At 66.1% G+C, this 15,441-nt stretch carries 15 protein-coding genes; 7 read left to right on the top strand and 8 right to left on the bottom strand.

Annotation, left to right across the window (positions count from 1 at the left end; genetic code table 11):
* Positions 1-9: 9 nt before the first annotated feature.
* Complete coding sequence (locus NA11_RS47345; protein WP_439957080.1) at positions 10-243, top strand: FDXHR family putative zinc-binding protein; 234 nt, start codon at positions 10-12, stop codon at positions 241-243.
* A gap of 282 nt (positions 244-525) precedes the next feature.
* Positions 526-1,458 (top strand): MBL fold metallo-hydrolase, encoded by a 933-nt coding sequence (locus NA11_RS17925; RefSeq protein WP_245745928.1) that lies wholly within the window; start codon positions 526-528, stop codon positions 1,456-1,458.
* 29 nt (positions 1,459-1,487) lie between these two features.
* Here the strand turns inward: NA11_RS17925 and NA11_RS17930 are convergent, their stop codons facing one another.
* Together NA11_RS17930 and NA11_RS17935 are read right to left on the bottom strand one after the other, a co-directional pair.
* Positions 1,488-2,195 (bottom strand): phosphatase PAP2 family protein, encoded by a 708-nt coding sequence (locus NA11_RS17930; RefSeq protein ID WP_141717674.1) that lies wholly within the window; start codon positions 2,193-2,195, stop codon positions 1,488-1,490.
* Positions 2,196-2,251: 56 nt separating this feature from the next.
* Positions 2,252-3,025 carry an SDR family NAD(P)-dependent oxidoreductase gene (locus NA11_RS17935; protein WP_069163058.1) on the bottom strand — a complete coding sequence of 258 codons (774 nt, stop codon included), beginning with the start codon at positions 3,023-3,025 and terminating at the stop codon, positions 2,252-2,254.
* Between the two features lie 180 nt (positions 3,026-3,205).
* Here NA11_RS17935 and dcd point away from each other — a divergent pair, with 180 nt between their 5' ends.
* Positions 3,206-3,805 carry a dCTP deaminase gene (gene dcd, locus NA11_RS17940; protein ID WP_069163059.1) on the top strand — a complete coding sequence of 200 codons (600 nt, stop codon included), beginning with the start codon at positions 3,206-3,208 and terminating at the stop codon, positions 3,803-3,805.
* An 8-nt stretch (positions 3,806-3,813) separates the two neighbouring features.
* Here the strand turns inward: dcd and NA11_RS17945 are convergent, their stop codons facing one another.
* From NA11_RS17945 to NA11_RS17955, 3 genes are all read right to left on the bottom strand, one after another.
* The gene (locus NA11_RS17945) at positions 3,814-4,215 is read right to left on the bottom strand and encodes a hypothetical protein (protein WP_069163060.1); all 402 of its coding nucleotides are present in this window, start codon (positions 4,213-4,215) and stop codon (positions 3,814-3,816) included.
* A gap of 77 nt (positions 4,216-4,292) precedes the next feature.
* On the bottom strand, positions 4,293-5,114 hold the full coding sequence (locus NA11_RS17950) for a helix-turn-helix domain-containing protein (protein WP_069163061.1): 822 nt from the start codon (positions 5,112-5,114) through the stop codon (positions 4,293-4,295).
* A 256-nt stretch (positions 5,115-5,370) separates the two neighbouring features.
* Complete coding sequence (locus NA11_RS17955; RefSeq protein ID WP_069163083.1) at positions 5,371-5,820, bottom strand: hypothetical protein; 450 nt, start codon at positions 5,818-5,820, stop codon at positions 5,371-5,373.
* A gap of 179 nt (positions 5,821-5,999) precedes the next feature.
* Between NA11_RS17955 and NA11_RS17960 the strand changes: the two genes are divergently transcribed.
* The 3 genes from NA11_RS17960 (at position 6,000) to NA11_RS17970 (ending at position 10,375) form a co-directional block, all read left to right on the top strand.
* Entirely contained in the window at positions 6,000-7,394 is a 1,395-nt protein-coding gene (locus tag NA11_RS17960; RefSeq protein ID WP_069163062.1) for a helix-turn-helix domain-containing protein, read from the top strand.
* A 109-nt stretch (positions 7,395-7,503) separates the two neighbouring features.
* A complete protein-coding gene (locus NA11_RS17965; protein ID WP_069163084.1) occupies positions 7,504-8,751 on the top strand; it encodes a pyridoxal phosphate-dependent aminotransferase in 1,248 nt (415 codons plus the stop codon).
* A 352-nt stretch (positions 8,752-9,103) separates the two neighbouring features.
* Entirely contained in the window at positions 9,104-10,375 is a 1,272-nt protein-coding gene (locus NA11_RS17970; RefSeq protein ID WP_069163063.1) for a YibE/F family protein, read from the top strand.
* 178 nt (positions 10,376-10,553) lie between these two features.
* Here the strand turns inward: NA11_RS17970 and NA11_RS17975 are convergent, their stop codons facing one another.
* The 3 genes from NA11_RS17975 to NA11_RS17985 form a co-directional block, all read right to left on the bottom strand.
* Positions 10,554-11,174 carry a LysE/ArgO family amino acid transporter gene (locus tag NA11_RS17975; RefSeq protein WP_069163064.1) on the bottom strand — a complete coding sequence of 207 codons (621 nt, stop codon included), beginning with the start codon at positions 11,172-11,174 and terminating at the stop codon, positions 10,554-10,556.
* A 468-nt stretch (positions 11,175-11,642) separates the two neighbouring features.
* Entirely contained in the window at positions 11,643-12,947 is a 1,305-nt protein-coding gene (locus tag NA11_RS17980) for a DUF7159 family protein (RefSeq protein ID WP_069163065.1), read from the bottom strand.
* A 138-nt stretch (positions 12,948-13,085) separates the two neighbouring features.
* The gene (locus tag NA11_RS17985; protein ID WP_069163066.1) at positions 13,086-14,408 is read right to left on the bottom strand and encodes a UDP-glucose dehydrogenase family protein; all 1,323 of its coding nucleotides are present in this window, start codon (positions 14,406-14,408) and stop codon (positions 13,086-13,088) included.
* 583 nt (positions 14,409-14,991) lie between these two features.
* On the opposite strand from NA11_RS17985, the gene NA11_RS17990 reads away from it, so the two are divergent.
* Positions 14,992-15,408 carry a hypothetical protein gene (locus NA11_RS17990; protein ID WP_069163067.1) on the top strand — a complete coding sequence of 139 codons (417 nt, stop codon included), beginning with the start codon at positions 14,992-14,994 and terminating at the stop codon, positions 15,406-15,408.
* Positions 15,409-15,441 lie beyond the last annotated feature (33 nt).

A 15,441-nucleotide genomic window follows, 5' to 3' on the forward strand; every position in this document is an offset into this window, starting at 1 on the left:
TCGGCGGAGATGGTGAAGTGCCGGGGCTGTGCCAGTGAGTGGCCGCTCGGCGCACATTTGGTTTGCCATTGTCCGCAGTGTCATCAGACGTTCGTGGACGAGCAGTCGGCGACGGCGCATCTGATCGTGAACTACGGTGGCCGAAAACCCTACGTGCGGTGCAAGACTCCCGAAGCCGCGAACCTGGTTGACGCGGGACGGGCGTACCCGTGCTGGCGTCTGCGCGACGCGCCACCCGGCTGAGATGCGCTGAACCGGTTGCTGACGCCAGCTCAGACAGTTGGTACGACCGTTCGTCAGGTGTTGTGCGTCGCGGTGCGCGGGGATCCGCCAGCGCATGTTCAGCGATTCGACGCCTTCTGTGCACGCATTTGTTCGGCAGCGGTCGCGACGATCTTGCCTGAGTTCGAGCAGCGCGTTCGGTCGTGCGATATCACACAGATCGAGTAGCGGAGACCGGTGAAAGACGGCTGACGCTAACGGGATTCGCGCGCTACTGTCAGATTTCCGAACGAGGAGCGTCTGATGATCACAACCCGCGTTGCCCCCGTTGATGGAAACGACAGGCTGCGGCGCCCACCGCGGCTGCGCACGATTCGGTTGGGGAGGATGAAGCTGAGCTACGTGCCCGACGGGGCAGTGGCGCTCAAGCCGAGTGGCTGGTTACCGAATGCCACTGAGCAGGACTGGATTACCTACGCGGACCACCTCGATGAGAACGGGCACCTCGTTGCCGGGATCGGTGGGCTGCTGGTGCAGCGCGGTCGCCGCGCCCTGTTGATCGATGCGGGCATCGGGCCGGTGGTCGCCCCGGATGACCCGCATAATCCGATGACGGGCGCGGTGCACGGTGGTGCGTTGCTGCGCAACCTGGCTCGTCTCGGGGTCGCCGATCGGATCGAAGCCGTCGCCATCAGTCACCTGCATCTCGACCATTTCGGGTGGACGCTGCGCGAAGGACCGGGTGGCACTGCGCCGTTCGGTGCGGCGCGCTATCTGGTGGCCGACACCGAATGGGACTGGTGGCATTCGCTCACCCCGGAGCTGATCGACTCGTTGCCGGACTGGGCGAAGGGGAGTATCACTACCCCGGACACACTGGCCGTGATCGCGCCGAGGGTGCAGCGGATCCTCAACGGGGAGGAGATCTTTCCCGGCGTTCGCGCGCAAGCGGTGCCCGGTCACACGGCGGGTCACACGGCATTCGCGATCAAGTCCTTCGGCCGTCGCCTGGTGATGATCGGCGACGCCATGCATACTCCCGCACAGATCGCCAACCCGGAGTGGTTCTGCGCCGCGGATTTCGATCCCGAGGAAGGTGTTCGCCGCCGCCGCATCCTGATCGATCGCCTGGCCACCTCCGGTGATCTGGCCTTCGGCATCCACTTCGCCGACGTTCCGTTCGGTCGCGTGCACCGCGACGCCGACGGCCGCACCACCTGGGTGCCGGTCGGCTGAGATGCGCTGAGCGGTCCGGCAATCCGTGGTCAGGGCGCGGGATCGCGCGACAACGAGCGGGGCCGCGACTCTGGCACGGCGCCGACCGGATCCTGGCGTTGGTCCAGATAGCGGTAGGTGCCGTAACAGAGCAGCACCCACAGCGCGCCGATCGCCCACCCGCCGAGCACATCGGTTGGCCAGTGCACCCCGAGGTAGATGCGGGAAAGCCCCACCGCGACAACGAACATCGCGGCGCCGACGGCGGCGATACGGCGCACGACGGGGCGGCGCAGCCGTGGAATCAGCAGCAGCGCAAGAATTCCGACCACGACGATCGACCCGAGACTGTGCCCGGACGGATACGCCGGGTTGGTCTTGACGATGACGTGGTTGATCGCAGGCGGCCGCGGCCGATCGATCAGGTGCTTGCCGCCGTCGACGAGCAGCCAGGAGCCGAGCCCGGTGATGACGACAAGCGCGGCCGCCTTGCGCTGCCCGAGCCAGGCGAACACCGCAATGGCCAGCACCGCGAGCACGGTCATCGTGACGGTGCTGCCGATGTGCGTGATGGCGATGGCGATCGGCGTCAGCACCCCGTTGCGATGCGCGACGACCCAGTCCGAGATGCGGGGGTCGATCACGGTGAGGCCGTCCCGGTCGAGCACGTTGCTGGTGAGCCCGAGGACGAAAACGGCGAGCACGCCCGCCAGGACGACGGGCGCTGGGATCCGAACCGATGGGGGATTCGAGGTCACCCACCCACCTTCCCATCCGATCCTGAGAACAAACCCCCAGGTCTGGCGGGAGCTGGTCAGAACTTGCTGTAGGCGCCGTCGATGAGCAGGGTGTCGCCGGTGTGATACGCGCTGGCCGGGCTGGCCAGATACACCGCGACCGCCTCGAAATCGGTCGGCCTGCCCCAGCGTCTGGCCGGGATGCGCGGCTTGACTCGTTCCTGGAAGCGGTCCCACGCGAAAACGCCGTCGGTCATGGGGGTTTCGATCCAGCCGGGCAGCACCGAATTGGCGCGTATGCCCTCTTTGCCGAGTTCGACGGCGATGGAGTTCATCATGGCGATCAGCCCGGCCTTGCTCGCCGCGTAGGACTGGCCGCGCGGCACACCCTGCGTGGCCGCCAGGCTCGCGGTGCCGACCAGGCTGCCGCCCTCGCCCTGGGCGACCATGACCTTGGCGGCCTCGCGCAGGGTGACGAAGGCGGCGTCGAGATTGATCGAGGTGACGCGCCGGAACTCGGCAAGATCGGTGTCGATGAACGGCGTCATGCCCTGTGCCACACCGGCATTGACGAAACACGAATCGATGCGGCCGAGCTCGTCGGCGGCCAGCGCGATGGTGTCGATCACCTGCTTTTCCTCGCCGACATCGCAGGCAAGCGCCAGCACCCGGCCGCCGTAGGCGCGCAGGATGTCGGCGGCATCGGCATTGCGTTCCTTGTTGCGCCCGACGATGCACACGTCGGCGCCTGCCCGCGCGAGCCCGCGGGCGAAGCCGAGACCGATGCCGGAATTGCCTCCGGTGATGATGGCCACGTGGCCGGTCAGATCGAACAGCGGAGCGTCGGTCATGCGTCATCCCTTCGTCGCGGGCGTCCCTGCCCGAACGAGTGCGAGGATAGTGCTCTAACCGTGTCGCCGCGCCTCGACACTGACCTTGTCGGTACCGCCGAGCGGGTGACGCCGCAGCGATGACCGCTCGACCGCCGTGCGGCTGAGGAGTACCGGCGAGCAGGCGCTACGCTGCTTGCCGTGCTGCTTTCCGATCGCGACATCCGTGCGGAGATCGCCGCTGGGCGTCTCGGCGTCGAGCCGCTGCTGGAAAACCTGATCCAGCCGTCGAGTATCGACGTGCGACTGGACGGGATGTTCCGGGTGTTCGACAACTCCCGCTACACCCACATCGATCCCGCGCAACGCCAGGACGAGCTGACCAGCCTCGTCGAGCCTGCCGATGGCGAGCCGTTCGTGCTGCACCCCGGCGAGTTCGTGCTCGGCTCCACGCTCGAGGTGTGCACGCTGCCCGACGATCTGGCGGGTCGGCTGGAGGGCAAGTCGAGTCTCGGCAGGCTCGGCCTGCTGACGCATTCGACCGCGGGGTTCATCGATCCCGGCTTCAGCGGCCACATCACGCTGGAACTCTCGAATGTGGCCAACCTGCCGATCACCCTGTGGCCTGGCATGAAGATCGGCCAGCTGTGCCTGCTCCGGCTGACCAGTCCGGCCGAGCACCCGTACGGCAGCGCCACCGCAGGCTCGAAGTATCAGGGTCAGCGCGGGCCGACGCCGTCGAAGTCCTACCTCAACTTCCCGTTGTCGCCCGCGGTGGTCGACGCCGCGGAATCGCGGTAGTCCGAGCGTCACTCGGCCAGTTCTTGGACCGGTTCTACCACCGACGGCGTGCGCGTCTTTCGGTAGTGCCGACGACTCGCGGCGGGCGCCCACAACAGGGTCAGCACGACGATCGATAACGCCCAGCCTGCGATCAGTGCCAGATGCGCGCCCGCACTGGGGAACATCACCCACACGACGAACCGCCCGAGGAACTGGCCGCCTAGCAAGAAGGTGATCAGTATTCGAGCCCAGTTCTTACCGCGCAATAGTGGCAGCACAAGGGCGGCGTAGAGCGGTGCGTGGGTGAGGTGGAAGACGGTGCCGACGTGCCAGCTGAACGGTGAGAGCACAACGACGAGAATGTGATTGATCGCGTGAACGGCGACGCCGGTGGCGGCGATACGCACGGTGATCGGTGCAGCGAACATCGCGGATATCCTTCGCGGTCGAGGGTGGGACGAACGCTATGTCCCCCACACCGCCGCGGTATTGGACGAATAGGACATCAGCTGTCGGCTCCGCCGAGCAGCCTGCCGGGCGGCGCCCCGGCAAAACGCTGAAAGTCCCTGATCAGATGGGATTGGTCGTAGTAGCCGAACTCGCTTGCGAGCAGGCTCGTCTCGCGGGCAGGCGCACGCACCAGTGCGGTGAGCGCCGCGGAGAAGCGCAGCAGCGAGCCGTAGTCCTTCGGCGGCAGGCCGATCTGCTCGGCGAAGCGGCGCCGGAAATGCCGCTGGCTCCAGCCGCTTTCCGCGGCGAGGGCGGCCACCGGCAGGAGGCCGTTCGAGGCGCGCAGTTGCCGGATCGCGTGGGTGATCGCCCGGTCTTCCCGGTCGTCCGCCGCCGCGGAACGTTCGCGGAGGTAGGCGGCGACCATGGCGAATCGGGCGGGCCAGGTGGGGGTTTCGGCGAGGCGCTCGGTCAGCGAGCGCACGGACTTGCCGAGGATCTCGGTGAGATCCGTTGCTTCGTTGCGTAGCTCGTCCATCGGGACGCCGAGCAGCCGTCGCGCGGTCAGCGGATCGAGTTGCACCTGGACGCTGCGCATCCGCCCGGAGTGCCCGGCCGTGCCTGCCCGGTCGTGCAGCCCGATGACGAGCGGGGTGGGATCCAGGCTGCGTCCTTCGAAGGTGCCTTCCAGTGCGAACACGATCTTGACGGTGCCGCCGGGAATCTTCCTGCGCCGCACCGGGTTCGGTTCGGTGACGTCGAAGCCGTAGCAGCGGACGATGTCGAGGCCGGCGAACGCCGCTGCTGGTGCGGGCACCAGCTCGCGAGTGCGCACCTGAAAGGTCCCGCGTAGGTCACTCAGCCGGTCGCTGCCCATTCCTCGAATGTAGATGCGGCCGCAGCACCGTGCGCGGCCTAACGGAAGCCGACCCGGCGATAGCCGCTCTGACGTGCACCGATCCAGCGAACGCCGACTCGGCGAAAGCCGCTCTGGCGGAAGGCGAGCCAGTGCGGCCCGCCTTCGCGAAAACCGCTGACTCCGACCCGAGTCCGCCCCGTCGACTGCCAGGAAAAGGGGCGGACTCGGCCCGGTGTGGCGCCGGGCGGCAACGGGAACCGATCGCGGCGCGTGATCAGTCCCCGCCGCCCGCTCCCACCGCCAGCGCCGTCGTGATGATGACGGATAGCGGAGGAAGCGTGTCGCCGCGTCTCGGCGGGGATACCCAGAAGCACCCTTCCCGGGTCCACCTGCCGAGTCCGGTCGGCAACATCACGGCACTGCCAATGGCCGGAATGCCGATGTCGAGGCGGTTGAGCACCTCTAACACCTGCGTTCCCGGCCTGCTGTCCGGTTCGGCGAGAAAGCTCCACCGGATCTGCCTGGCCAGCATGGGCCCCCTGGTCCCCTGCTGTTCCAGTGCGGCCCGTACCTTTTCGGCACGAGCGGTCGGCAAGTGGACGACGCAGACGCGAGCGGTGATCGGCAACATGACGAATCCGCCACGTTCGGTTACGGGTAGTCCGAACTCGTGCCGGTAGAACGCCACCCAATCGTCAACAGTCCTGAGTTTCTCCACATTCACGGCGAACTCCTTGCCTCCCGCCCTCAAGGGTCCCGGTACAACCCGTGATTCGGTATTGCCCGCACGCCCGCCTTCTGCTGCCCTTCCGCTGCCTCTGATACCAGCTCTGTTTCGTATGTAGCCGTGCCAACAAACCACTCGTACCCTGGGGAAGGAGTGCTTTCGGAAGGGATGACATCGTGGTCCGGCAATGGTCAGGTAAAGAGGCCCGTGCCCTTCGCGATGCCAAGCGCATGAGCATCAGGCAGTTTGCGGCCCATCTCGGTGTGCATGAACGTCTGGTATCGAAGTGGGAGGCCGGTGGCGTCCGAGTCCATCCGCGTCCGATCAATCAAGCTGCTCTCGATACCTCCCTTGCCAGGTCCGATGACGTTGTGCGGGCACGGTTTGCGGCAATGATCGACCAGCCGGTGGCTGATCGACCGTCCGCGCCTGGATTCGACGCGCCTGCCGATAGCTCGGCGCGCGCCCAATATTCGAGCGACGCGGACCTTTTGGCTCTCATAGATGCCGGTGCGATGAGAGGTGAAGCGTTAGCAGCGATTTCGGAGAGGGATCTGATCATGGCGGCTGCCCATGAGGCCAGCGAACACGCCGGCCAGGCGGAGAGCACGAACGTGGGTGCGACCACTTTGGAACAGCTCGACGCCGACGTCACGCGCATTGCGAATGACTATGTACACATCCCGCCGGTGCCGATGATGGTTGAGATGCTGCGGGTTCGGCGTCGGGTGTACCGACTGCTGGAAGGCCATCAGCGCCCCGCCGATACCAGCCATCTGTATCTGCTGGCGGGCACGCTGTCGGGTCTGCTCGCCAACGCGAGCACCGACCTCGGCTACTTCGATGCGGCGGGTGAACAGATCAGAGCGGCGTGGGCCTACTCCGAACTGTGCGGTCACAACGGGCTCCGGGCGTGGAGCCGTGGCATGCACGCGCTCATCGAGTACAAGTCGGAGCGTCCGCGCCGGGCGGTGCAGCTGGCCCAGAGCGGTCAGGAGTTCGCCGAGTCGGCGACCGCGAAGGTTCGGCTGCTCAATATCGAGGCGCGCATCTGGTCGCGGCTCGGCAGCCAATCCGACGCCGATCGGTGCATTCGCGCCGCCGACGACGCCCGCGACGTGCCCGAGACCGACACACTGCACGACGAGGTCGGCGGCGTGTTCGGGTTCAACGCCGCCAAGGCGCATTACTACGCGGGCGCGACCTACATCCATCTCGGTCAGGCCGAGCCCGCGCTGGCCGCTACCCAGCGCGCGATCGAGCTGTATGCGAGCGGCCCCTCCGAGCAGCGTTCCTATGGCGCCGAATCGCTGGCGCGGATCGATTGTGCTGCGGCACACCTGATCAACGGCAGCCTGGACGGGGCGGCCGAGGCGCTGCGCCCGGTGCTCGGGCTCGCCGAGGAGAAGCGCATCGCCCAGTTGGAGGAGCGGCTGACCGGGGTGCGCAGGCGCATCGCGGGCCCGGACTTCCGGGATGCGGTCGAGGCACGCTTCCTCGACGAGCGGATCGAAGAGTTCTGCGGCGTCACCGCCGCGAAGGGGATACCCCCTGGCAACCCGGCTTCCTGAGGTTCTCGTCACACTGCGGGGCGCCACGGCAGGCCTGCCGCAGTCGCCCCAGTAAAAAACGGGCAATTGATACACGCAGGCCGATTATCTGTTTGCCGTGGGTGGCACCATGGGACGGGTGAGCCCAAGTCATCGACCGCCGCGTGTGCTGGAGCAGTCCACGAAACTGCAGAACGTCGTCTACGAGATCCGTGGACCGGTACACGCGCAGGCGGCACGGCTGGAGGGTGAGGGTCACCGGATCCTCAAGCTCAATATCGGCAACCCCGCCCCGTTCGGGTTCGAGGCGCCCGACGTGATCATGCGCGACATCATCGCGGCGCTCCCGTATGCCCAGGGCTACTCCGAGTCCAAGGGCATCCTGTCGGCCAGGCGCGCGATCGTCACCCGCTACGAGCTGGTGCCCGGCTTCCCCGAGCTGGATGTGGACGACGTCTACCTCGGCAACGGCGTCTCCGAGTTGATCACCATCACCATGCAGGCGTTGCTCGACAACGGCGACGAGGTGCTGATCCCTGCGCCGGACTACCCGCTGTGGACCGCGATGACCAGCCTGGCCGGTGGCTCGCCGGTGCACTACCTGTGCGACGAGTCCAGCGGCTGGCAGCCCGACATCGCGGATATCGAATCCAAGATCACCGAGAAGACCAAGGCGCTTTTGGTGATCAACCCGAATAATCCGACGGGTGCGGTGTATTCCGCGGAAATTCTCCAGCAGCTCGCGGATATCGCGCGCAAGCACCAGTTGTTGCTGCTCGCCGACGAGATCTACGACAAGATCCTCTACGACGACGCGAAGCATATTTCGCTGGCTTCGGTGGCCCCTGACCTGCTGTGCCTGACCTTCAACGGACTGTCCAAGGCGTACCGGGTTGCGGGGTATCGCTCTGGGTGGCTTGCGATTACCGGTCCGAAGGAGTCCGCGAGAGGGTTCCTCGAGGGCATCGATCTGCTCGCCTCGTCCAGGCTGTGCCCGAATGTGCCTGCGCAGCATGCGATTCAGGTCGCGCTCGGCGGGCATCAGAGCATCGACGATCTGATCCTGCCCGGCGGTCGGCTGCTGGAACAGCGCGATGTCGCGTGGGAACGGCTCAACATGATCCCCGGCGTCTCGTGTGTGAAGCCGAAGGGCGCGCTGTACGCGTTCCCCAGGCTGGATCCGAATGTGCATGAGATCCATGACGATTCGAAGTTGATCCTGGATCTGCTGCTGCAGGAGAAGATCCTGATGGTGCAGGGGACCGGCTTCAACTGGCCCAACCATGATCATGTGCGGATCGTGACGCTGCCGTGGGCCAGGGACCTCGCGGTCGCCATCGAGCGCTTCGGCAACTTCCTGGCCGGCTACCGCCAATAGGTTGCGCGACACATTGCAGCAACCGCAACGCCCTGCTTCAGGCCCCTAAACAGACCGATGGTCTGGATAGATGCGAGATTTAGAGACCATCTAGCGCAAAAGAAGTACTTTTGTGTACAGTAGGACTCGGCACTTTCGAGTGCCCGGTCGGGTTACCTACCCCCCTGGGTTAGCCCGATCTCGGGCTCGGCCGCCTACCCCCCTGGGCCGCCGGCCTGTGGGCGGCGGAGACATCCCCCTGCTCTCCGCCGCCCCCTCCGAACCCCTTCGCGCAGGCTCTGCCGCCGACTCCCGCTGGTCGATTCCGCCTCGCCCCCGCGTATTTGAAAATGAAATCCTTTAAGCTCGCCTGGTGAGCGACCACCATCACCACCACGATCACTCCGGACCCATCGCGATCGGCGACACCGCCGCGCGCGTCGTGGTCGGATTGCTCAGCGTCATCGGTGTTCTCGTGGTGCTCAGCACCATCCTGCTCTGGCCGAGCAAACAACACATCGACATCCCGCTGCCCATGCAGAACGCGGGCGGCGGTGCGGTGCAGACCGAGGCGGGCACGGTGATCCTGCAGGACATCGGGCCGTGCGGCAGTTCGTCGATCGGCAAGGTTTTCGTGGACAAGCCGGAGGCGCCGCGCAGTGACGCCTACACCTGTCAGCGCAGCCTGATCGATATCCAGTCCGGCCCGCACAAGGGCAATCGCACGCTGCTCGAGATCCCGCCGGGCCCAGGCCAGCCCGATCTGCATGCCGGGGACAGCCTGCGGCTGGTGCGGCAGACCGATCCGAGCGGCACCCCGATGTACTCGTTCGAGGACTACTCGCGCGGGCTGCCGCTGACGCTGATCGTGCTGGTCTTCGTCGTGGTGATCGTGGTGGTGGCGCGCTGGCGTGGGCTGCGCGCGCTGCTCGGGCTGGTGTTCGCCTTCGCGGTGCTGGTGATGTTCATGCTGCCCGCGCTGTTGGACGGCAAGCCCGCGATTCCGGTCGCGCTGGTCGCGGGGGCGCTGATCCTTTATGCCGTGCTGTATCTCGCGCACGGGGTCAACCTGCGCACCAGTTCGGCGCTGCTCGGCACGCTGACCTCGATGCTCCTCGCGGCGGTGCTGTCATGGGTTGCCATCGAGATGACCCATCTCACGGGTCTGTCCGAGGAACAGAACACCAACGTCGCCACCTATCTCGAGCACGTGAGCATCACCGGACTGTTGTTGGCCGGGTTCATCATCGGCTCGCTCGGCGTGCTCAACGACGTCACCATCACCCAGGCGTCGGCGGCCTTCGAGCTGGCCGCGCTCGATGAATCCGCTTCGCGTCGCGAGGTTTTCACCGCAGCCATGCGGGTCGGCCGGGACCACATCGCCAGCACCGTGTACACCCTGGTGCTCGCCTACGCCGGTGGTGCGCTGCCGCTGCTGCTGCTGTTCAGCGTCGCGGGCCGGTCGATCCGCGACGTGCTGACCGGCGACGCGGTCGCGATCGAGATCGCCCGCTCGTCCGTCGGCGGCATCGCCCTCGCCCTGTCCGTCCCGCTGACCACCGCCATCGCGGTCATGCTCGCCCGGCCGTTCGGTAGTCGCAAGGTGCAGGCGGGACCTGCCCGCCGCGCCAGGCACGCACGCTGAGGTCAGGCCCGGCCGCGCGTTGTCCGGCTAGGGTCGGCTGATGTAAATGTGAGTCATTGGTTATCTTGCAGCTTTCCGGAACCAATTCCTTTGCAGGAGCGGCCGAATGCACATTGGGCAATGGTGAATAGTTTCGGCGAAGCGGTCGCCGATGCGCCCTCGTCGACTATGCGACCGATTACACGGTCAGCAGGAGATTCGACGCCAGTGCGAACATCATCACCGCGATGATCGAGTCGAGCACGCGCCATGCGGTCGGGCGGGCGAAGAGCGGAACAAGAAGGCGCGCACCGTAACCGAGCGAGGTGAACCACACAATGCTGCCGAGCATTGCGCCGACGCCGAGAAACCAGCGTTCGGGACCAGGGTAGGTGTTGGCGAGGGACCCCAGCAGCAGCACGGTTTCCAAGTACACGTTCGGGTTGAGCCACGTCAGCGCCAAGCCGGTGACGACAGTTGCGCCGAGCGCGGCGGTCTTGCCTTGCTCGATGGTCAGCGTGCTGTAGCCGAATGCCCTTCGTGCAGCAAGGATTCCGTAACCTGCGAGGAAGGCCGCGCCCGCGAAGCGACCCACCGTCTGCACCTCGGGCACTGATTCGGTGATCACGCCGAAGCCGCCGACACCAACGCTGATCAACACGACATCCGACAGCGCGCATATCGCGACGACCACGGCTACATGCTCGCGCCGCAACCCCTGACGCAGCACGAACATGTTCTGCGCACCGATCGCGACGATCAAGGAAAGGACGAATCCGAAGCCGGAGACGGCGGCAAGTGCCGCCGAGGACGCCGTCATGCAGCAGGCCGTACGAGATGCGAGCCGCGCAATGCCTGTGGCGGAATCGAGAATTCGACAGGATATTCCGGGGCTTGGTAGGTGCCGGAGAGGGTCATGCGTCGAGGCTGTCCTTCGTCGGGGTCGGCTGTGTATTGCCGAGATATCCACCAGCGCAACAACGCTGGCTCGGCGATAAGAGTTGACCACGAGATCGACGCCCGAGTAATGGTCGGCATCTTGGGGTTTTATGCCCGTGTGATGCAAATGTGAGCCCGGCTGGTTAACTAACAGCTTCCTGGGTGTCACCGATGCGCCCCGCTTCGTAAGCCAGCGAGTCCTCGCCGAAAAGGCCTCGCGCTACCGGGATTTCAAGGTTGTGCACATCGTTCGTCACCATCCCCAGAAGCAGTGCGGATCCACAGAGAGGGTGCGGATCTCGCGGCTTCGAGATCGAACGCGGAGGTCGAACCCTCGCGAAGGGGTGACTCAGCGCGGAGGTGGGAAGGGGAACACCTCGGGCGGGATCGTGGGGACCACGATCGGCGGAAGGCCGGGCACCACGAGGGTGTTCGGGCCTGGCGCGGGCGGCGGTGGCGGGGCCTCGGTGGTCTGTCGGCGCGGCGGAGGCGCGGCCACCGATTCCGCGGCGGGCGATTCCGACGGCGTCGCCGGTGCGACGACGCTCTGCGGATCGTGGGTTGTGCTGCGCGGCGTGGTGGTGGCAGGCACGGTGGGGGAGCCTTCGCTGTGCGAATCCCGTTGCAGCACCTGCGGACCGTAGCCGAGACCGAGTCCGATCGCGGCGACCACCGCGAGCGCGCTGACGGTCAGCACCGCGCCGCTGATCTCGCGCTTGCCGCGCTTGGGCGGCGTCGACAACCACGCGGGGGACAACTCGTCGTCGAGGCTGGGGCTCGGCGCGATCACCTCGGGCTTGACCGGCCGTGCGAGCAGCGCCGCGCCGCGGGCGACCACGGTCTCCGGGCTCTCCGGCACGATCACCGGAACGCCCATCCAGCGCTCGAGAACTTTGGACACCAGCGGGATCCTGGCGCACCCGCCGATGGCGAGCACGCCGTGCACCGGACGATCGGACCGCGTGATCACGTCCCGCGCCATCCGCGCCGACGATTCGATCGCCAGCATGATCAGCGACTCGAAGTTCTCCTGGGCCAGCAGCACGAGGCCCTGTTCGCTCGGCAGCGCGACCGCGGTGTTCGAGGACAGCTGTTCCTTGGCCTCGCGACACAGCGCGTCCAGCGCGGCCAGACCGGCCGCGTCCGGCGGATGCGCGATCCGGCCCGAGGCGATCTGCTGTTCCCGGATCAGCGAGTCGAGATAGTCGCCGCTGATATCGCTGGTGCGCTCGCTGTGGCGGATCTCACGCGACTGGGTGTCCACCACGCTCACCGAGAGCCCTGAGCTGCCGAGGTCGTACACCACCAGCGAGGAAATGCCACGGATGTCACCGGTGGACTGGGCGAATTCGAGCGCGGCGCCGACCTCGGGGACGAGCTCGTAGTTGGTCAGCTGCTGACGCGCCATCGCGGCGCGGATCGCGCGTGCGTGCTGCTCGCTGCGGTAGGCGATGGCGGTGGCGGCGATACCAGGGGTCGTCTCCAGCGTGACGCCGATGGCCTCGGCAGCCAGCTCCTCCACCGACTGTCCGGACACCGGAATGGTCTGCAGATCGAACGAATGCGGCTCGACGTGTCCGTGTGGGTTCCCGGTGTGCGGGCGCGCCATACGGACAGCGCCGGCCCCCACCGAAACTCCCAGTACCGAACTCATCAGCTGCCCATCTCGTTCACAACTTCACGACATGCGAGCCAGCGCGAAGGCCCGCTCCCCGGACCATACCGTCGACGAGCGTCTGTGCCTACGGCAGGAGTAGTGTCCAGCCGCACATCCCGCCTTCGCGACGCAACTCTACGGTGTGCCGAGTCCCGCGTACACCCATCCGGCTGCTCGCCAGCTGGCACGATTGAGACAGTTCCTTCCGTCGATGATCGACCGTGTCCGGACGACCCGGTCCAGATCCGCTGGTTGCAGCGCCGTGAACTCATCCCATTCGGTGAGCACCAGCACCACATCCGCGCGTTCGCACGCTTCTTTCACCGAGGTGGCGTAGTTCAAGGTCGGGAACACTCTGCGCGAATTCTCCAGCGCCTTCGGGTCATACACCGTGACCACCGCGCCGTGCAGCTGGATCATGCCTGCCACGTTCAGTGCGGGCGAATCGCGAACATCGTCCGATTCCGGCTTGAACGCGGCGCCGAGCACCGCCACATTGGCGCCGAGAAGTGAACCGCCACACGCCCGCGCGGCCATGTCGACCACCTTGGTGCGACGGCGCATGTTGATGTTGTCCACCTCGCGCAGGAACGCCACCGCGTGATCGGCGCCGAGCTCACCGGAGCGGGCCATGAATGCCCGAATGTCCTTGGGCAGGCAGCCGCCGCCGAATCCCAGTCCGGCATTGAGGAATCGGCGGCCGATGCGGGCGTCGTAGCCGAGCGCGTCGGCGAGCATGGTCACGTCGGCGCCGGTGGCCTCGCAGACCTCGGACACCGCGTTGATGAACGAAATCTTGGTCGCCAGAAAGGCGTTCGCCGAGACCTTCACCAGTTCGGCGGTGGCCAGATCGGTGAGCAGGAACGGCACGTCCGCGGCGAGCAGGTCGGCGTAGATCTCGCGGACCAGGTCCTCGACCCACGCGGCCGCCTCACGGTCCCGATCCACCCCGAGCACAAGGCGATCCGGGCGCAGCGTGTCCTTCACCGCGAAGCCTTCGCGCAGGAACTCCGGGTTCCAGGCCACTTCGATGTCGGTCGAGGTGAGCTGTCTGGCGCGGGCGCCGAGCGCGGCGGCCGTGCCGACCGGAACGGTGGATTTGCCGATGATCACCGACGGGCGTTCCAGCATCGGCGCGAGCGTATCCACTACGGCGTGCACATATTTCAGGTCGGCGGCGTACTCGCCCTTCTTCTGCGGTGTGCCGACGCCGAGGAAATGCACATCGGCGTGTGCCGCGGCTTCGGCGTAGGAGGTGGTGAATCTCAGGCGGCCGGCGTCGAGGTTGCGCCGGAGCACGTCCTCGAGACCGGGTTCGTAGAACGGCACCACACCATCGGACAGCTTCGCGACCTTGCCCGGGTCGACATCCACCCCGATGACGTCATGCCCGAGCTCGGCCATGCACGCTGCGTGCGTGGCCCCGAGGTACCCGGTTCCGAAGACTGTGCATCGCATGATCGATTGATAAGCCCTCCCGATGGCCACACCACGTCACCGAGGCAAGAGCCTGCGCAACATCTGATGTACAAGCGGCGACATCAACCCCGCTGACCCCGTTTGACCTGCGGAAACAGGTTGACTGCTGCTGCCTCCGGCATGCGAAGGCAGCAAGGATTCCCGGTGGATGTCAGCTCGGATTGCCGAATAGCGGCACATAAACGCAAGTGCGGAAATCGAGGATCACATAATGCGTGATTCTGTTCGCGGCAGAGCAATGCGCTGACTTCGCTGCGTGCAGCTGTCGTGGTCGACGCGCGGTCCGTCGGCGTTGCTGGAAGTGCCTGCGGCAGTGGCGGAACGCGCGATTCGTCCGACCAATTTGTGCCGTGAGCTGGGAGTTTGCTCTGGGGGTTGACATTCCGCCGCGCTTCGGTGAAACTTTGTGCAGCGCCAGAAGTGCGCCTTCATCCCGAACTCCGGGAAACATCTTCTCTTCCTGCGGAACTCACGGATTTCCGATTCTCGTGGCCTCGATCCCCCAGTGGGATCGAGGCCACGGTCGTTTCCGCCGATCCTTCGAACTAGGAGGCATGCGATCTTGGAAATCGTCGTCTTCCCCGACGTGGAATCCATTGTCGTGTCGTATCTTTCCGCGCAGCTCAGCGCACGGGGCGACACCGCCCTCGTCACCAGGACGGTGCCCGAATCCCCGCCGAATCGGCTGGTCCGGGTCAAGGGATTCTGGGGCGAGGACCGCGGGCGCGCACTGTCGTCCCGGTTCGTCACCGTGCAGTGCACGGACGTGACCGCGACGGGTGCGGCCGATCTCGCCGAATTGTGTTTCGCGATACTGCGAATGGCGTGGCGCGATCCGTCGGTGCCCGCGATTCGCGATGTCGACAGCGTCGACGTGGTGACGATCGAACGGTCGGCGCTGCGGCTGCCGGAACCGACTCCGGCCCGCCCGAGCAACCAATTCACCCTGTCCGTGCTGCTGCGCGGCAAAGCCAGATAACACACGAGTTTCCAGGCCCGGTCCGTCATGCCT

This window comes from Nocardia altamirensis NBRC 108246 (assembly GCF_001612685.1).
Classification (GTDB): Bacteria; Actinomycetota; Actinomycetes; order Mycobacteriales; family Mycobacteriaceae; genus Nocardia; species Nocardia altamirensis.

Excerpts from the sequence above, each read along its gene's own strand:
- NA11_RS47345 (WP_439957080.1), top strand. The coding sequence starts at position 10 with ATGGTGAAGTGCCGGGGCTGTGCCAGTGAGTGGCCGCTCGGCGCACAT.
- NA11_RS17925 (WP_245745928.1), top strand. The coding sequence starts at position 526 with ATGATCACAACCCGCGTTGCCCCCGTTGATGGAAACGACAGGCTGCGG.
- NA11_RS17935 (WP_069163058.1), bottom strand. The coding sequence starts at position 3,025 with ATGACCGACGCTCCGCTGTTCGATCTGACCGGCCACGTGGCCATCATC.
- NA11_RS17945 (WP_069163060.1), bottom strand. The coding sequence starts at position 4,215 with ATGTTCGCTGCACCGATCACCGTGCGTATCGCCGCCACCGGCGTCGCC.
- NA11_RS17950 (WP_069163061.1), bottom strand. The coding sequence starts at position 5,114 with ATGGGCAGCGACCGGCTGAGTGACCTACGCGGGACCTTTCAGGTGCGC.
- NA11_RS17965 (WP_069163084.1), top strand. The coding sequence starts at position 7,504 with ATGGGACGGGTGAGCCCAAGTCATCGACCGCCGCGTGTGCTGGAGCAG.
- NA11_RS17975 (WP_069163064.1), bottom strand. The coding sequence starts at position 11,174 with ATGACGGCGTCCTCGGCGGCACTTGCCGCCGTCTCCGGCTTCGGATTC.
- NA11_RS17980 (WP_069163065.1), bottom strand. The coding sequence starts at position 12,947 with ATGAGTTCGGTACTGGGAGTTTCGGTGGGGGCCGGCGCTGTCCGTATG.
- NA11_RS17985 (WP_069163066.1), bottom strand. The coding sequence starts at position 14,408 with ATGCGATGCACAGTCTTCGGAACCGGGTACCTCGGGGCCACGCACGCA.